The following is a 15,460-nucleotide window of genomic DNA, read 5'->3' as shown; positions in this document are numbered from 1 at the left end:
CCTACCCGAGAAGCCCCTTCCGGTGTCTTCCCCGCAGGAGCTTCCCCTCCCGGAACCGGCGGAGGGAGAAAGCTGCGAGGTCCACGGTGGGCTCTTCCCCCACCAACCACCGGCTCAGCTCCTCGCCAAGCGCTGGGCTGAGCTTAAACCCGTGCCCGCTAAAACCCGCGGCCAGGTAAAGCCCCTCGATTCCCTCCACCGGGCCCAGGATGGGCTGCCAATCGGGGGTGACATCGTACAGGCTGGCATATCCCCCCAGGAAATGGGATTCCCGGGCTTGCGGAAAGCGTGCGCTCCACACCCGAGCTACCCGCTCCACGAAGTGCAAGTCCACGCCTGGGTGAAATCCGTCGGGGTTCACGATCTCCTCCGGCTCCTCCTCCAGCACCCCCGCCAACACCGTCCCTCCGGTCTCAGGCCGCGCATAAAAGCCCAGGGCGAGGTCCTCCAGGACCACCCGCAGAGGCCCGAAGGCCTGGGGAGGTGCCAGGTGCACCACCTGCTCCCGGGCCGCCACGATGGGGAGCTCGATGCCGAGGGGCCGCAGGAGATCCACGCTCCATGGCCCCGCGGCCACGAGAACCCTTTCGGTGCCCACCGCTCCCCGGGAGGTCTGCACGCCCACGATCCTTCCGTTCCGCACCTCGAGGGATTCCGCCCGGACCCCCTCTTCGATCTCCACGCCCCGTTCCCGGGCTGCGGCCGCAAAGCCCGTCGCGGTTGCGTATCCGTCCGCGAACCCGCTCTCCGGCTCGTACGCTCCGCCCGCGATCCCCTCCGGGCTCAGCCTGGGGTCCATCCGGACCACTTCCTCCGCGGTGAGGAGCTCCACCCGGGCTCCCAGGCGTCGCTGCAACGCTACGTTGGCCAGTAGCCCCTCCCACTCCCCCTCCGGAACCAGCAGCAAAAATCCCGTGCGGGTGAAGTCCGCGCTGCGACCCGTGAGGATCCCGAAGTGTGCAAACGCGTCCAGGCTGCGCAGGGCAAGCGCGATGAGGGGTTCGTGGGAGTAGTGCAGCCGGATGATCCCCACCGTGCGGCCGGTGGGCCCCATCCCTACCCGGTCCCGCTCGAGGAGAAGGACCTTGCCCTGCAGGCGACGTGCCAGGTGGAAGGCCACGCTGGCTCCCATGCACCCGCCGCCGATGATGACCACGTCCGCAGGCGCCATGCACCCCCATTGTACTTCCGCCTTGCCCTTCCCCGGGGGCCCCCGGTAAACTTAGGATCGTGAGCCGGCGACAGGTGACGGTCTTCTTCGCGCCCCGCCAGTGTATCTGTCCTGTGCGGGGGCAGGGGCTTCGCGCCTAGCCTCACCCCCGCTTTCCCGGATATCCCGTACGAAACACCGAGGTTTCCCTGGAGGGTTGCCCCATGCGCACGGACATCCCGGAAAAGGCCGCACCCGAGGCGGAAAGGCCCGCGGACGCGGTCCTGGACTGTCGGGGGCTGCTGTGCCCCCTGCCGCTTTTGAAGACCCAGGAAGCTCTCCGCGGCCTTCACGTTGGGCAGGTGCTGGAGGTGCTCGCAACGGATCCCCAGGCCGAAGCCGACCTCCGGAACTGGGCCCACCTGGCAGGCCACGAGGTCGAGCCCCTGGGGAGGCAGGACGGGATCTACCGGTTCCGGATCCGCCGGATGCGCTAAGGCTAAGGAGGGAGGACCATGGTGCGGTGGCCCGCTTTTCTCCTGGCGCTGCTGCTCAACGGGTTCCTCGCGTCCCAGATGCTCCTCTCCGGGGGAGAGGGTTCAGGGGGGGAGGCCCGGGCGCAGACCCTGGTCTTCCGGGAAGATACCGTGCAAGAGCGGGTGGTGCGACCGGGGGAGCGCACAGTGCTGGAGGTGCACACCCAGGGACTCGTGGAGGTGGTGATCTACGAGCACACGGGAGACGCGAACGAGCTCGCGCAGTTCCGATCTGGGCAGATCCCCCGCACCGCCCGGGTGTTCACCCACATGAAAGCCCTCCGCTACCCGCTCGCGAGCGACTCGGGGAGTACGTTCTATGTACGCCTCCGTCACCTGCAGCCCGGGGAGACCGTCCTCCGGTACGAGCCCGGCACCGTCGAGGAGTCCATGGCCCGATTGCGCAGGGGCCAGAACCTTGTGCGCAACCAGGGCACGGTTCAGATACGGGGCACGCGGCTGTTGCTTCCCGTCTACCAGCTCGTGCCCGGCACCATCCTCCGGGTGGAGGTGCGTGCTGGGAAGGGAACCGTGGGCGTGTTGAGGACCCGGGACTACCTGGAGGTGCGGGACGGACGGGCCTCCCTAGAGAGCCGGTGCAGACCCGAAAGCTGCCTGGTGACCTCCTCCGACCGCACTGCCTTGGAACTGCACCTCACGGACTACGAGGACCGATACCTGGTGGCGGAAGGGCAGGATCTTGTCTTCTCCTATCAGGTCATCGCCACACCCGAAGTCCTGAACTACATCGCCACGTGTACCTAAGGGGGTGAAGCATGGATCGGCTCACGCGAAGGCAGGTCCTCAAGGTCCTGGGTGGGGCCACCCTGGCCGCGGCCACGGGAAGCTTTGGGGAGGAGTTCTTGGGCTGGGCCGTGGCGCAGGAGCCCAGCCGGCCCATCCTCCCTCGCCCCACCCGCCGGGTGGTGATCGTGGGGGCAGGAATCAGCGGCGCCATGTGCGCCCGGACCCTGCGCAAGCTGGCCCCGGACGTGGAGGTGGTGGTGCTGGAGCGCAATCCCAGCTATGTGTCCGGGCCCTCCCACGTGGACTACATCGTGGGACTGGAGGATCCCCGAAAGGTCACGGTGACCTTCGAGGGGCTCCAGCGGGACGGGATCCAGGTCATCCGGGCACCCGTTACAGGGCTGCGCCTGCGGGACAACCGGGTGATCACGCCCCAGGGCTTTATCGAGTACACGGTGCTCGCGGTGGCCACGGGTCTGGTGCCCGCGGAGGACGAGATCCGCAACCTCCTGGAGAACCGCAGGCTGAGCCCGCATGCGTGGACCTGGGCGGGAACCCTGGAGCTCCGCCGGGCCGTGGAAGCGTTCCGGGGCGGCACGTTCGTCATCGCGGTACCTCCTCCGCCCTACAAGTGCCCACCCGGCCCCTACGAGATCGCGTGCCTGGTGCAGGAATACTGGAGGAACAAGGGGATCCGGGCGGAGGTGGTGGTGCTCGACAGCAGCGACCGGCCCCAACCGCCGGCCCTCGCGGACCTGTGGCGCCGGGTGCTCTCCGAGAAGGGCATCGTCTACAAGCCCAGTTTCAAGGTGGTGGAGCTGGACCCCGCCACCCGAACCCTGATCTCCGACCGGGGCGAGCGGCAGCGGTTCGACCTCGCGAGCGTGATCCCGTCCCAGCGGGCGCCGCTCTTTGTGGAGGAGGCGGGGCTGGGAGCGCCCTTCATCCCCATCGACCCCGCCACCTGGCGCAGCCGCAGCCACGAGAACGTGTACGCCATGGGCGACGTGGCCGCCTCCCCGTACACCAAGAGCGCGTTCACGGCTTTCCTGCAGGGCCGCAACGCCGCCTACGCCATCGCCCGGGCCCTGGGCCGCGACCGGGGAGAGCCCGACCCTGTGTTCAACCAGTGCTGGCCGTACGTCTCGCGCCGGGAGGCCCTCTTCGTGGAGGCCGCGTGGGACCGGGAGGGACGGCCCGTGGGAGCTCGCAGCCGAACCGCACCCGCCAGCCCCAAGCACGTGGAGGATCGGAAACGGTGGGAGTACGGGATCCTGCGGGCCGCCTACGGCTGATCGGGAACGCCTGTGTGATCCTCCTCGCGGCTCTCCTCACGGGCTGCCAGGTTCGGAGCCGCGCATCGGTAGGGGAACAGGTTCTCGTGGTGACCGCAGATCCGGGGATGCGGTTCGGAGGCCGCATCCCCGGCCCCCTTCTCCGGGTCAGAGTGGGACGGCCGGTGCGGCTGATGCTGGAGAACCGGGATAGCCTGCAGCACGACCTCTGGGTGGTGGGCCCGCGGGAGCGGGCCCCGTATCTGGAGCCGGTCTTCTCCGGCGCGAGGACCCGGGTGCTGGGCCCGGGGGAGCGGGAGGAGATCCGGTTCGTACCGGATCGGCCGGGCCGGTACCGGTATGTGTGCACGGTACCGGGGCACGACGCCACCATGTACGGGGAGTTCATCGTGGAGGAGTGACCGGATGAACCTGGGTGCCGCCGCGGCGGTGGTGGCCCTAACCGCGGTCACGGCGGGACTGGCCTGGACGCAGGGCCTGCAGGCCGCGGCGGTGCTGCTCCTCCTGGGGCTGGGCTACGGCTTCGTGCTGCAGCGTACCAGGCTGTGCTTTGCCTCCGCTTTCTACGGAAACCGGGAACTCCTGCGGGGCATCCTCCTGGGCCTGGCCGTGGCGTCCGCGGGCTCCGCGCTGGTGATGGCACTGGGGTGGAATCGTCCCCCCCGCATCCCCTTCGGCCTGCACACCCTGGTGGGATCTGCCCTCTTCGGGTTCTCCATGCCCTTCGCAGGCGGATGTATGACGGGAACCCTGTACCGCCTGGGCACGGGACAGTCCAAGAGCCTCGCGGCTTTTCTGGGAATCCTCGTAGGGAACGGCCTCGGTGCCGCCTATACGTGGCCCCTCACGGAACGGCTCCTGGATCAGGGGTGGCGGATCTTCCTTCCGGACCTCATCGGCCTGGGGCCTGCCACTGTCCTCAACCTGGCCGCCCTGAGCGTTCTGTACCTGCGCCTCGGGCCACGGCCCAGCCCCGTGCCTTCTGCCGCCAACCCGGGAACCTTCCTGGAACGGGTCTTCGAGCACCCCTGGCCCGCATGGGTGGGCGGGACCGCGTTTGCCCTCCTCTTCGTGATCCAGTTCGCGTACCACTCCGCCCTGGGCGTGCAGCTGCCCCTGGCGCGGTTCGTGCTGTGGGCAGCCGGAACCGTGGATCCCGGGGTCCGGGACCTTCCGTGGGCCCGGTACTGGGGGATGCGCATCCCGGCCCTCGATCCGGGATTCCACCTGGACGTGGGCCTCATCCTGGGGGCCCTCACCGGAGCCCTGCTGGCCGGGGAATTCGCGGGGTTCCGGGCGTGGCGGATGCGGGAGGCGCTCACGGGATTCCTGGGCGGGGTGGGCATGGGCGTGGCGGTGTGGGTAGCCATCGGCTGCAACGTCTCCGGCTTCTGGAGCGCGGTGGCCACCCTCCGGGTGGACGGCTGGATCTACGCCCTGGGCCTGTACCTGGGGGCCCGGGCAGGGCTGAGGGCAACTACTTTCCTCGTAGGCCGGAGATTTCTCTGAAGTTCGGGCCTACACCCGATACCCCATCGGGTCGAGAACCGATGGATCTACACCTCCCGATGGGGTATCAAGCAGGTACGGACAGAAAAAGTCCGCAGGATCGGTCGGGTAGTGTGCCTGCACGGTGCGGCACGCTGCCTATCGTGCTTTCGAGGCCTCGCGGAAGGAGGTGGGTCCGTTGGGTCCGACGTTTCGCCTGACCCGCCGGGAGTTCCTGGCCAGCCTTCCGGCCGCTGCGGCAGCCCTTGCGGGACTCGAGCTTCCGGACGAACTGCTCAGCTTCTCCGTGCTGCAGCCCCTCGAGCCCGGCACGAACCCCTTGCAGAAGTACCCCAACCGGGACTGGGAGAAGGTCTACCGGGAGCTGTACACCCCCGAACTGACCTTCCACTACCTGTGCGCGCCCAACGACACCCACGGGTGCCTGCTGCGGGCCAGCGTGAAAAACGGCGTGGTGGTGTACGCGGACCCCAGCTTCGGCTACGGCAAAGCCACGGACCTGTACGGCAACCAGGCTTCCGCCCGGTGGGACCCGCGCATCTGCATCAGCGGGCTCGCGTACGTGCGGCGGTTCTACTCCGACCGCCGCGTCAAGGGCCCCATGGTCCGCAAGGGCTTCAAGGAGTGGGTGGACGCAGGGTTCCCCCGTGACCCCGAAACAGGCGCGCCGCCCGCGGGCTACTTCGAGGGACGCGGCAAGGAGGAGTTCGTCCGGGTGAGCTGGGACGAGGCGTTCACGTACGTGGCGAAGGCACTGCTGAACATCGCGCAGACGTACTCCGGGGAGGTCGGCAGACAGCGGCTCCTGCGACAGGGCTACGACCCCGACATGGTGGAGGCCATGGAAGGGGCCGGCACCCGCACGCTCAAGTTCCGAGGTGGGATGCCCTTCATCGCGCCGTTCCGCACTGGGGGATTGTACCGCATGGCCAATATGGTCGCCCTGCTGGACGCCTACGTCCGCAAGGTGGGGCCGGAGGAGGCCAAGGGCGGCCGCGGCTGGGACAACTACGCTTGGCACACCGACCTACCCCCTGGACACCCCATGGTCACGGGGCAGCAGACCCTGGACTTCGACCTGTATACCGCGGAGAACGCGCGCCTGATTCTTCTGTGGGGCAAGAACTGGATCGCCACCAAGATGCCGGACGGCCACTGGCTCACGGAGGCCAAGCTGCACGGCGCCCGCGTGGTCACCATCGCCCCCGAGTACCAGTCCAGCAGCTCCAAGGCGGACGAGGTGATCGTGATCCGGCCGGGCACCGACCCCGCCTTCGCCCTGGGCCTAGCACAGGTCCTCCTTCGCGAGCGGCTGTACGACGAGGACTTCGTCAAGCAGTTCACGGACCTGCCGCTCCTGGTCCGCATGGACACACTCAAGGAGCTGCGGGCCCGGGACGTGTTCTCGGACCACCGGCCCGCACCCTTACGGAACGGCACCCGGGTCCTGCAGCCCGGCGAACCCATCCCCCCGCCCGCGGAGCAAGAGGCGCAGCTCATTCCTCAAGCCCTGCGGGAGGAGTGGGACGACTTCGTGGTGTGGGACCGCAGGACCAACTCCCCGAAACCGGTCACCCGCGACCAGGTGGGCCGTCACTTCGCAGCCACGGGGCTCGACCCGGCCCTCGAAGGAGAGTTCCAGGTAACGCTCCGGGACGGGAGGCGGGTGGCCGTGCGGCCTGTGTTCGACCTCCTGAAGCAGTACCTCCTGGACACGTGGACACCGGAGAACGCCAGCCGGATCACCGGAGCCCCGCCACAGGCCGTGGTGAACCTGGCACGCCAGATCGCCCAGAACAAGGCGAAGACCCTGTTCGTGACCGGCATGGGCCCCAACCACTTCTTCAACGCCGATCTGAAGGACCGCGCCATCATCCTGGTGGCGGCTCTCAGCAACAACGTCGGCCACTTCGGGGGCACGGTGGGGAGCTACGCGGGCAACTACCGCTTGGCCTTACTTCCCGGCATCGTCCAGTACATCCACGAGGACCCCTTCCATCCGGAGCTCGACCCTGACCGGGCAGCCCGCGTCCGGGCGTACTGGAGGGGCGAGTCGGCGCACTTCTTCAACTACGACGACCGGCCGCTGCGGGTGGGCCGCAAGCAATTTACCGGGAAGACCCACATGCCGACCCCGACGAAGGCTGCCCTGTGGGCCAACACGAACTCCATCCTCGGCAACGCCAAGTGGGCGTACAACCTCGTGGTGAACACCCTCCCGAAGGTGGAAATGGTGGTGGTGGCGGACTGGTTCTGGACCGCCACCTGCGAGTACGCCGACGTGGTGTTCGCGGTCGACTCCTGGGTCGAACGCAAGCTCCACGACGTGTATGCCGCCGTGACCAATCCCTTCCTTCAGGCCTGGCCTCCCTCCCCTCTCCCGCGCCTGTTCGACACCCGGGATGACCTCGAGTGCTGGGCCGGGGTGGCAGGGAAGCTCGCCGAGCTCACGGGGGACCGCCGGTTCCGCGACTACTGGCACTTCGTGCTCACGGGCAAGCCGGAGGTGTACATCGACCGCGTCTTCCGGGCAGGCAACACCACCCGTGGCTATACCTACCGGCAGCTCCTCGAAAGCTGCCGCAATGGCACACCCCTGTACCTGCTCACCCGGACCAGCCCCAGGGTGGTGGGCTGGGAGCAGACCCAGGAGAGCAAGCCCTGGTACACGAAGACAGGCCGCCTGGAGTTCTACCGGGAGGAGGACGAATTCCTCGAGCACGGGGAGAACCTACCCGTCCACCGGGAGCCCGTGGACGGGACCCACCATGAGCCCAACGTCATCGTGGCCAAGCCACACCCCGCCTTGCGGCCGGCTCCCCCGGAGGCGTACGGCTTGCGAACGGAAGACCTCCGCACCGAAGTCCGGCAGGTCCGCAACGTGATCCGCAGCCCCGAGGAGGTCGTGGCGAGCCGCCACCCCCTGCGCAAGATCGGCTATACGCACGTCTTGATCACCCCCAAGTACCGCCACGCCTGCCACTCCACGGGAGCCAGCACGGACCTGGACGTGGTTTTCTGGGGGCCTTTCGGAGACTTCTACCGGCACGACCGCCGCAAGCCCTGGGTCAGCGAGGGCTACATCGACCTGAACCCCGAGGACGCGCGACGCTTGGGGATCGCGGACGGAGACTACGTGTGGTGCGAGGCTGACCCACAGGACCGCCCGTTCGTAGGCTACGAGCGCAGGCCGGAGGAGCGGCGCATCTTCCGTTGGCTCGTCCGGGCCCGCTACTACCCGAGCATCATGCAGGGGACCGGCCGCGCCTGGTTCCACTTTTACGTAGCCACCCACGGGAGCGTGGAGGGGCACGAGAAGCGCCGGGACGGATTGGCCAAGAACCCTCGGACCAACTACCAGGCCGCCTACCGGTATGGCAGTCATCAGTCCGTGACCCGCGCGTGGCTCCGGCCCACGCTGTTGACGGACAGCCTCGTTCGCAAAGAAACCATTGGCCAGGTCCTGGCCACTGGCTTTTCCCTCGACGTCCACGGGGCTATCGGTGCGCCGAAGGAGAGTTACGTACGGATCCGTCGCGCCGAGTCCGGTGGGGAGGACGGCAAGGGCCTGTGGGCGCCCGCGGCGCAAGGCTTCCGACCCCGCTTCGAGTCGGAGGCGGTGCGCCGGTACCTGGCTGGGGAGTTCATCGTCTTGAAGCGGAGGTAGTTATGCCGAAGGTGTACAACTGGCAGATCGGCCGGGAGATGGACTACCCCTTCGAGGGCCAACGGCCCCGTCGGCAGGCGGCGGCGGTGTTCGACACCAACAAGTGCATCGCCTGCCAGACCTGCACCATGGCCTGCAAGACCACGTGGACGTCCGGTAAGGGCCAGGAGTACATGTTCTGGAACAACGTGGAGACCAAGCCCTGGGGCTCCTACCCCCTGGCGTGGGACGTGCGGATTCTGGAAAGGCTCGGTCCGCAGACCTGGGAGGGCGGCGTCTACCGGGGCAAGACCGTCTTCGAGGCGGCGCCAGCGGGCGAGCGCGCCCTGGGCTACCTCCCCGAGGACCTGGACTACGCGTATCCGAACCGGGGAGAGGACGAGACGAACGCGCCCCTCACGGAGGAGCGTTTCTACCTGCGCTTGCCCCACGACCTGTGGTTCTTCTACCTACCCCGCATCTGCAACCACTGCACGTACCCTGCGTGCCTGGCCAGCTGCCCCCGCACGGCCATCTACAAGCGGCCCGAGGACGGCATCGTGCTTCTGGACCAGCAGCGGTGCCGCGGGTACCGTGAGTGCCTGAAGGAGTGCCCGTTCAAGAAGGTCTTCTACAACCACACCACCCGGGTGTCGGAGAAGTGCGTGCTCTGCTTCCCCGCGGTGGAACGGGGGATCCAGCCCCGCTGCATGCGTACCTGTATCGGGAAGATCCGGACCTTCGGGTTCGTGAGCACCCCAGACCGGGCACGCCCCGACAACCCCGTGGACTTCCTCGTCCACGTGCGCAAGGTGGCCCTGCCGCTACTTCCGCAGCTGGGTCTGGAGGCGAACGTGTACTACATCCCGCCCGTGCACGTGGGCAACCTCCGGTTCCTCCAGATGCTCTTCGGACCCGGCGTGGAGCAGGCCGCGGCCACCTACCGACGGGCCATGGAGGGGAAGGATGAGGAGCTGCGGGGCGTGCTCCTGCTGGCGGTGTCCACGGACCGGATCGTGCACCGTTTCCGGGTCGCCCGGGGGCTCGTGTATGGGTACGACGACCGCGGGGAGGAGGTGGTGCGCGTACCCCTCAAGGAGCCCACCATGGTCCGGCCCGCCTACGACCCGGACCACCGGGCCTACCGGTACAACGTCACCTGAGGTGCTCCCATGGCGGTCCAAAAGATCACCCGACGTCAGGCCCTGGCCGGACTCGCAGCTCTGGGCACAGTTGCCCTGCCCTCCTCGGCGCCGGCACAGCCCTCCGCCCAGCCCGACCTGCGGGCGCTGCGTGTCCCCGCACCCCTGGCAGTGGATCCCGAGGCGGAGGTCTGGCGCAGCGTGCCGCCCACAGAGGTCGGTCTGGTGGGCCAGGCCATGGCGCTGCCCACCAAGATACGTCCGTCCGTGGCCTCGTTGCGGGTCCGCGCCGCCCACGACGGCCAACGGGTGGCGTTCCTCCTGGAGTGGCAGGACCCCCGTCCGGATCGGAGGACGGTCAAAAGCCGGGAGTTCAAAGACGGATGCGGGGTCATGCTCTTGCCCGCGGGTGCGGGCGCCACCGAGTGGATGATGGGGACGCCGAAGACGCCGGCGACGGTGCTGCACTGGCGCGCAGACTGGCAGCTGGACGTGGACGCAGGCTTCCAGGACCTCGAGACGGCGTTTCCCAACGTGGCCTTCGACTTCTACCCGCCTCTGGTGGGTGCGCAGCACCCGCCGAAACTCCCGGACGCCTATCCCCCTGAAGCCCGCCGGTGGCTGCCCGGGTGGCACGTGGGCAACCCCCTCTCCCAGCCCCGCAAGGCCAGCCCCGTGGAGAAGTTGGTAGCGCAGGGAGCCGGGACGTTGGAACAGCTACCGACCCAGAACGCCGCGGGACGAGGTACCTGGAAGGAGGGGCGGTGGCGGGTGGTGCTCGGCAAGCCCCTTCGCGCCGCTGATCCCAAGGAGATCACGCTCCGTCCGGGTGGCACGTACGCGGTGGCCTTCGGGGTGTGGCAGGGGGCCCACGGCGACCGGGGAGCCCGCAAGTCCATCACCCTCCTGGGCCAGCTGCGGGTGGAACCGTGAGCACAGATTGCGGAGCTCCCCGGCGCCTGCTGGCCAGGGCGGTAGCATACGGAGCCTGCGCGAGGCTGCTGGCACCGTGGAGCGGCGGCGCGGTCCCGCGGGACTCGGTGGAGTGGCTGGACCGGAGCCTGGCACAGCTGGAGCTCACCGAGGGCCGAGCCCGCTTCCGCGCCTTCCTCGAGCAGGTGGAACAAGACCCGGAGGCCTACCGCACGGAGTACGCACGCGTCTTCGAGCGCGGCTCGGTCCCGCCGTACGCGGCCAGCTACGCCGCCCAGGCCTCGCCTGCCCTGGGCGGGCCGAATCTGCAGCAGATTGCGGACATCGCTGGGTTCTACCGGGCGTTTGGCTTCGAGGCCCGCGGCGACCGTCCAGACCACCTGGCCGCTCAGCTGGAGTTTTTGGCCTTCGTGTGCACGCAGGAGGCGTGCGCGTGCCTCGTAGGCCGTGAAGAAGACGCGGAGGTGTGCAGCCAGGCTCGGCGGTCCTTCCTGCGGGAACACGTGAGCAGCTGGTTACCCGCCCTGGCCACCAGGGTCCGCCAGGCCAGCTCCCACCCCGGGCTGCACCAACTGGTCGCCCTGGTGGACCTCCTCTGCAAATCCGACGAGGCCGAACCCACCTCCTGAACCGTTGAGGGTCTGGGCAACCCGGCCGGAGGGAAACCGCCCCGGGGGCTTCCTGCGGTAATCTTGGGCGTGTGGAGAGCGTGCAGGGCGTGTGGCTCGGGGGCCGCTGGGTCCCCGCTCTGGGCCTCGGTACCTGGCAGTGGGGCGACCGGTGGGTGTGGGGATTTGGGCGCGGCTACGGGGAGGAAGACCTGCGGGGGGCGTTCGGCGCCGCGGTCCGGGCCGGCCTGCGGCTCGTGGACACCGCGGAGGTGTACGGAGGTGGGTACGCGGAGCGGCTGCTGGGACGCCTGGTACGGGAAACCGAGGCGCCGGTGCTGGTGGCCACCAAGTTCATGCCTTTCCCCTGGCGCCTGACCCGCCGGAGCCTAGTGAGGGCGCTACGCGCGAGCCTGCGCCGGTTGAACCTGGACCGCGTGTTCCTGTACCAGGTGCACTGGCCATTCCTGCCCCGGTCCGTGGAGTTCTGGGCCGAGGCACTGGCGGACGCGGTCGAAGAGGGCCTGGCCGAGCAGGTGGGCGTCTCCAACTTCCGCGCGGACCAGATCCGCCGGGCCGCGGATCGCCTCGGCCGGAGGGGTGTGCGGCTTGCGACGGTGCAGGTCTCCTACAGCCTCCTCGACCGCAGGCCGGAGCGCAACGGCGTGGTGGACGCGTGCCGCGAGCTGCAGGCGGTGCTGCTCGCGTACAGCCCTCTCGGGATGGGCCTGCTGGCGGGCAGGTACGGGCCAGACCGCCTGCCGGGTGGGGTGCGGAGGGCCCGGTTCGCCCGGCTCGTGCACCAGCGGGCCGACCTGCTGCGCGCGCTCCGGGAGGTCGCCCAGGCGCGGGGGAAAACACCGGCGCAGGTGGCCCTGAACTGGCTGGTCTGCCGAGGCGCCGTGCCCATCCCCGGGGCGAAGAACGCCCGTCAGGTGGAGGAGAACGCCGGAGCCCTGGGCTGGTCTCTCACCCCGGAGGAGGTGGCATACCTGGAATCGGCCGCACCCTCTCCGTGAGTCCGCCCTCCCCACCGGATTCCCTGGCTCCTGCAGGGTGTGCCGCGGGGAGGCTATCCGCCGTACTCGTAGAACCCCTTCCCTGTTTTGCGTCCGTGCAGGCCTGCCAGGGCCATCTGCTTGAGCAGCACGGGCGGAGCGTACTTGGGATCCTTCAGCTCTGCGAACATGGCCTCCGCGATGTAGTACGTGGTGTCGATCCCCACCAGGTCCAGGAACTCGAACGGCCCCATGGGATGGTTGAGACCGAGGCGCACCGCGGTATCGATGTCCTCCTTCGTGGCAAGCCCCCGCTCCAGGGCCCGGACCGCTTCGAGCAGGTAGGGCAGAGAGAGGGAGTTCACGATGAAGCCGGGGTAGTCCTTTGCCACCACCACGGTCTTGCCCAGGGACTCCGCAAAGGACCGGCAGGTCTGGACGGTCTGCTCGCTGGTGAGCGCTCCCCGCACCAGCTCCACCAGACGCATCACGGGCACCGGGTTGAAGAAGTGCAGGCCGCAGAACCGGTCTGCCCGGCCGGTCACGGAGGCCATCTCCGTGATGGACAGCGAACTTGTGTTGCTGGCGAAGATGGTGTGGTTCGGGCAGATCCCGTGCAGGGCCCGCCACAGCTCCTTTTTAAGGTCCATGTTCTCCGTAATGGCCTCGATCACGAGATCGCACTCCCCCAGCTCCTCCAGCCGCGTGGTTCCGTGGATCCGGGTCCACGCCGCGTCCCGCTCCTCCGGGGTCATCTTCTGCCGTTCCACGGCCCGGGCCATGGACTGCTCCACCCGGCGCAGGCCTCGCCGCAGGAGGTCCTCGTTTACCTCCCGCACCACCACCTGATACCCGGCCCGGGCGCACACCTCCACAATACCGGACCCCATCAGACCACACCCCACCACCCCCACGCGGCTGATGGCCATCTCCCTCACCTCCTTCCGATTGGATGGAGTCTCCGCACGTGGTCTAGAGGGGGCGGCGATCTCGATGGCGATCTCATCCTGCCCGCGCTCGTCCAACACGTACCAGGCGTCGTAGCCCTCCCGGGGGATCTGCTCCAGGGCGGCCTGCAGCATCCGGTGGTGTCGCTCGATCACCTCCGGTCCCACCCGACGTTCCCGGGCTCCGTCCCGGGCAAGACACATCTCCCGCGAGGTGAGAAATACGAGAACCACCACGGGAACCCCTGCCCGGCGGGCCAGGCCCCGAAGCTCCCGCCGGACCCGGGGCGAGAGGGCAGTGCTGTCCGCCACGGTGAGCCGCCCCAGGGCGAGGCGGTGGCGGATGAGCTCGTAGAAGAGCTGGAAAGCCCGCCCGCTCACCGCCAGGTTCGATTCCTCATCGCTGATCATGGCCCGACATCGGTCGCTGCTCACGATCTGCGTGGGAGAAAACCACTTCTGCGCAAAGGTGCTCTTGCCGCTTCCCGCGGGGCCTACCAGAACCACGAGGGCATTACCAGGGATCGCAATCCGCCTTACGCCACCAGGGTGTGGATCAGCGACCGCCCCCGGGGGGCTTCCGGCCCGATCCGGTAGGCCATCCGGACGCACCGGGCGACCACCGCCCCGGTTTCCGCATCCCGGCAGAGGAGTCGCGCGAGCGGCTGGCCTCTGTCCACGCTCGAGCCCACCTTCTCTTCCACCCATAGCCCTACCCCGTGGTCGATCCGATCTTCCCTGCGGAACCGGCCTGCACCCAGAGCCACCGCGGCCCGGCCGATGGCCTCCGTGTCCATGGCTTGCACGTACCCGCTTTCGGCAGCCGTCACCTCCACCGTCACGGAGGCCCGTGGGAGCCGTCCAGGATCGTCCACCACGGCGGGGTCTCCCCCCTGAGCCGCGACCATCTCCGCGAGCTTCTGGAGCCCCGCCCCACTGTGCAGTTGAGCGCGCAGAAGCCGTCGTCCCTCCTCTTCCGTTTGCACGTGTCCGGCCACCAGAAGCATCTGGGTGCCCAGCACGAGACACAGCTCCACCAAGTCCTCCGGCCCCTCCCCGCGCAGGGCCCCGATGGCCTCTCTCACCTCCAGGGCATTCCCCACCGCCCGTCCCAGGGGCTGGTCCATGTCGCTCACCACCGCCACCGTCCGCCTTCCCAACTGTCGCCCAATCTCCACCATGCTCCGGGCCAGGCGCACGGCATCCTCCACCCGCTTCATGAAGGCCCCGCTCCCCGTCTTCACGTCCAGCACAATGGCATCCGCCCCCGCCGCCAGCTTCTTGCTCATGATGCTGCTGGCAATCAGGGGGATGCTGTCCACGGTGGCGGTCACGTCCCGGAGAGCATACATCTTCTTATCCGCGGGCGCGAGATCCTCGGACTGCGCCACGATGGCACATCCCACCCGCCGCACCTGCTCCAGGAATCGGTCTATGGGAATCTCCGTGCGCAGCCCGGGGATGGATTCCAGCTTGTCGATGGTCCCACCCGTGTGCCCCAGGCCGCGTCCCGACATCTTGGGCACCTTCACCCCGCAGGAGGCCACGAGCGGTACCACCACTAAGGAGGTCTTGTCCCCCACCCCGCCGCTGCTGTGCTTGTCCACCTTCGGCCCCGGGATCCCGCTCAGGTCCAGCATCCAGCCGGAGCGGGCCATGGCCAGGGTGAGGTCCGCGGTCTCCCGGTCCGTCATCCCACGGAAGTACACGCTCATGAGCCACGCGCTCACCTGGTAGTCCGCCACCTCGCCCCGCACGAACCCGTCCACCAGGAAGGTAAGTTCCTCCGCGGTGAGCTCCCCTCCGTCCCGCTTCTTGCGGATGAGATCATACGGCCTCATGCGATCCTCCATCCGGAACGCCGCAACTCCCCCCTTTTTCTCCGCCACCTCCCGAAGGCGGCCCCGTCCGCTGGAAGCTCCCGCGGTCCCCCGTGCGTTGCACGGGCT

The 15,460-nt window shown here is 68.6% G+C and carries 13 protein-coding genes and 1 pseudogene; 10 read left to right on the top strand and 4 right to left on the bottom strand.

The window, feature by feature from the left end:
* Position 1: 1 nt before the first annotated feature.
* Entirely contained in the window at positions 2 to 1,171 is a 1,170-nt protein-coding gene (locus N0A24_03580) for an FAD-binding oxidoreductase (protein ID MCS7172480.1), read from the bottom strand.
* 203 nt (positions 1,172 to 1,374) lie between these two features.
* On the opposite strand from N0A24_03580, the gene N0A24_03575 reads away from it, so the two are divergent.
* The 10 genes from N0A24_03575 (at position 1,375) to N0A24_03530 (ending at position 12,585) form a co-directional block, all read left to right on the top strand.
* The gene (locus tag N0A24_03575) at positions 1,375 to 1,647 is read left to right on the top strand and encodes a sulfurtransferase TusA family protein (GenBank protein MCS7172479.1); all 273 of its coding nucleotides are present in this window, start codon (positions 1,375 to 1,377) and stop codon (positions 1,645 to 1,647) included.
* 18 nt (positions 1,648 to 1,665) lie between these two features.
* On the top strand, positions 1,666 to 2,451 hold the full coding sequence (locus N0A24_03570; GenBank protein MCS7172478.1) for a hypothetical protein: 786 nt from the start codon (positions 1,666 to 1,668) through the stop codon (positions 2,449 to 2,451).
* A gap of 11 nt (positions 2,452 to 2,462) precedes the next feature.
* The gene (locus tag N0A24_03565; GenBank protein ID MCS7172477.1) at positions 2,463 to 3,728 is read left to right on the top strand and encodes an NAD(P)/FAD-dependent oxidoreductase; all 1,266 of its coding nucleotides are present in this window, start codon (positions 2,463 to 2,465) and stop codon (positions 3,726 to 3,728) included.
* Positions 3,692 to 4,129 (top strand): plastocyanin/azurin family copper-binding protein, encoded by a 438-nt coding sequence (locus N0A24_03560; GenBank protein MCS7172476.1) that lies wholly within the window; start codon positions 3,692 to 3,694, stop codon positions 4,127 to 4,129. The genes N0A24_03565 and N0A24_03560 overlap by 37 nt, the downstream gene beginning before the upstream one ends.
* A 4-nt stretch (positions 4,130 to 4,133) precedes the next feature.
* Positions 4,134 to 5,237, top strand: a complete 1,104-nt coding sequence (locus N0A24_03555; protein MCS7172475.1) for a YeeE/YedE family protein — start codon at positions 4,134 to 4,136, stop codon at positions 5,235 to 5,237.
* Between the two features lie 178 nt (positions 5,238 to 5,415).
* The gene (locus N0A24_03550; GenBank protein MCS7172474.1) at positions 5,416 to 8,904 is read left to right on the top strand and encodes a molybdopterin-dependent oxidoreductase; all 3,489 of its coding nucleotides are present in this window, start codon (positions 5,416 to 5,418) and stop codon (positions 8,902 to 8,904) included.
* Positions 8,905 to 8,906: 2 nt separating this feature from the next.
* Positions 8,907 to 10,046, top strand: a complete 1,140-nt coding sequence (locus N0A24_03545; GenBank protein ID MCS7172473.1) for a dehydrogenase — start codon at positions 8,907 to 8,909, stop codon at positions 10,044 to 10,046.
* A gap of 9 nt (positions 10,047 to 10,055) precedes the next feature.
* Positions 10,056 to 10,958 (top strand): ethylbenzene dehydrogenase-related protein, encoded by a 903-nt coding sequence (locus N0A24_03540; GenBank protein MCS7172472.1) that lies wholly within the window; start codon positions 10,056 to 10,058, stop codon positions 10,956 to 10,958.
* Complete coding sequence (locus tag N0A24_03535) at positions 10,955 to 11,587, top strand: molecular chaperone TorD family protein (GenBank protein MCS7172471.1); 633 nt, start codon at positions 10,955 to 10,957, stop codon at positions 11,585 to 11,587. The genes N0A24_03540 and N0A24_03535 overlap by 4 nt, the downstream gene beginning before the upstream one ends.
* 80 nt (positions 11,588 to 11,667) lie before the next feature.
* Complete coding sequence (locus tag N0A24_03530) at positions 11,668 to 12,585, top strand: aldo/keto reductase (protein ID MCS7172470.1); 918 nt, start codon at positions 11,668 to 11,670, stop codon at positions 12,583 to 12,585.
* Between the two features lie 53 nt (positions 12,586 to 12,638).
* Here N0A24_03530 and N0A24_03525 read toward each other — a convergent pair whose 3' ends face one another.
* The 3 genes and pseudogenes from N0A24_03525 to N0A24_03515 all read right to left on the bottom strand — a co-directional run bounded on the left by N0A24_03525 (position 12,639) and on the right by N0A24_03515 (position 15,352).
* Positions 12,639 to 13,493: a 3-hydroxyacyl-CoA dehydrogenase family protein gene (locus N0A24_03525; protein MCS7172469.1), complete on the bottom strand. Its 855-nt coding sequence runs from the start codon at positions 13,491 to 13,493 to the stop codon at positions 12,639 to 12,641.
* 174 nt (positions 13,494 to 13,667) lie between these two features.
* Positions 13,668 to 14,018: pseudogene (locus N0A24_03520) on the bottom strand (AAA family ATPase).
* Positions 14,019 to 14,047: 29 nt separating this feature from the next.
* The gene (locus N0A24_03515; protein ID MCS7172468.1) at positions 14,048 to 15,352 is read right to left on the bottom strand and encodes a pyrimidine-nucleoside phosphorylase; all 1,305 of its coding nucleotides are present in this window, start codon (positions 15,350 to 15,352) and stop codon (positions 14,048 to 14,050) included.
* Between the last annotated feature and the right edge of the window lie 108 nt (positions 15,353 to 15,460).

The organism is Armatimonadota bacterium, assembly GCA_025059775.1.
GTDB lineage: Bacteria > Sysuimicrobiota > Sysuimicrobiia > Sysuimicrobiales > Sysuimicrobiaceae > Sysuimicrobium.
This window is presented reverse-complemented; position numbering and strand designations above follow the sequence as displayed.

Excerpts from the sequence above, each read along its gene's own strand:
- N0A24_03580 (MCS7172480.1), bottom strand. The coding sequence starts at position 1,171 with ATGGCGCCTGCGGACGTGGTCATCATCGGCGGCGGGTGCATGGGAGCC.
- N0A24_03575 (MCS7172479.1), top strand. The coding sequence starts at position 1,375 with ATGCGCACGGACATCCCGGAAAAGGCCGCACCCGAGGCGGAAAGGCCC.
- N0A24_03570 (MCS7172478.1), top strand. The coding sequence starts at position 1,666 with ATGGTGCGGTGGCCCGCTTTTCTCCTGGCGCTGCTGCTCAACGGGTTC.
- N0A24_03565 (MCS7172477.1), top strand. The coding sequence starts at position 2,463 with ATGGATCGGCTCACGCGAAGGCAGGTCCTCAAGGTCCTGGGTGGGGCC.
- N0A24_03555 (MCS7172475.1), top strand. The coding sequence starts at position 4,134 with ATGAACCTGGGTGCCGCCGCGGCGGTGGTGGCCCTAACCGCGGTCACG.
- N0A24_03545 (MCS7172473.1), top strand. The coding sequence starts at position 8,907 with ATGCCGAAGGTGTACAACTGGCAGATCGGCCGGGAGATGGACTACCCC.
- N0A24_03540 (MCS7172472.1), top strand. The coding sequence starts at position 10,056 with ATGGCGGTCCAAAAGATCACCCGACGTCAGGCCCTGGCCGGACTCGCA.
- N0A24_03525 (MCS7172469.1), bottom strand. The coding sequence starts at position 13,493 with ATGGCCATCAGCCGCGTGGGGGTGGTGGGGTGTGGTCTGATGGGGTCC.
- N0A24_03515 (MCS7172468.1), bottom strand. The coding sequence starts at position 15,352 with ATGAGGCCGTATGATCTCATCCGCAAGAAGCGGGACGGAGGGGAGCTC.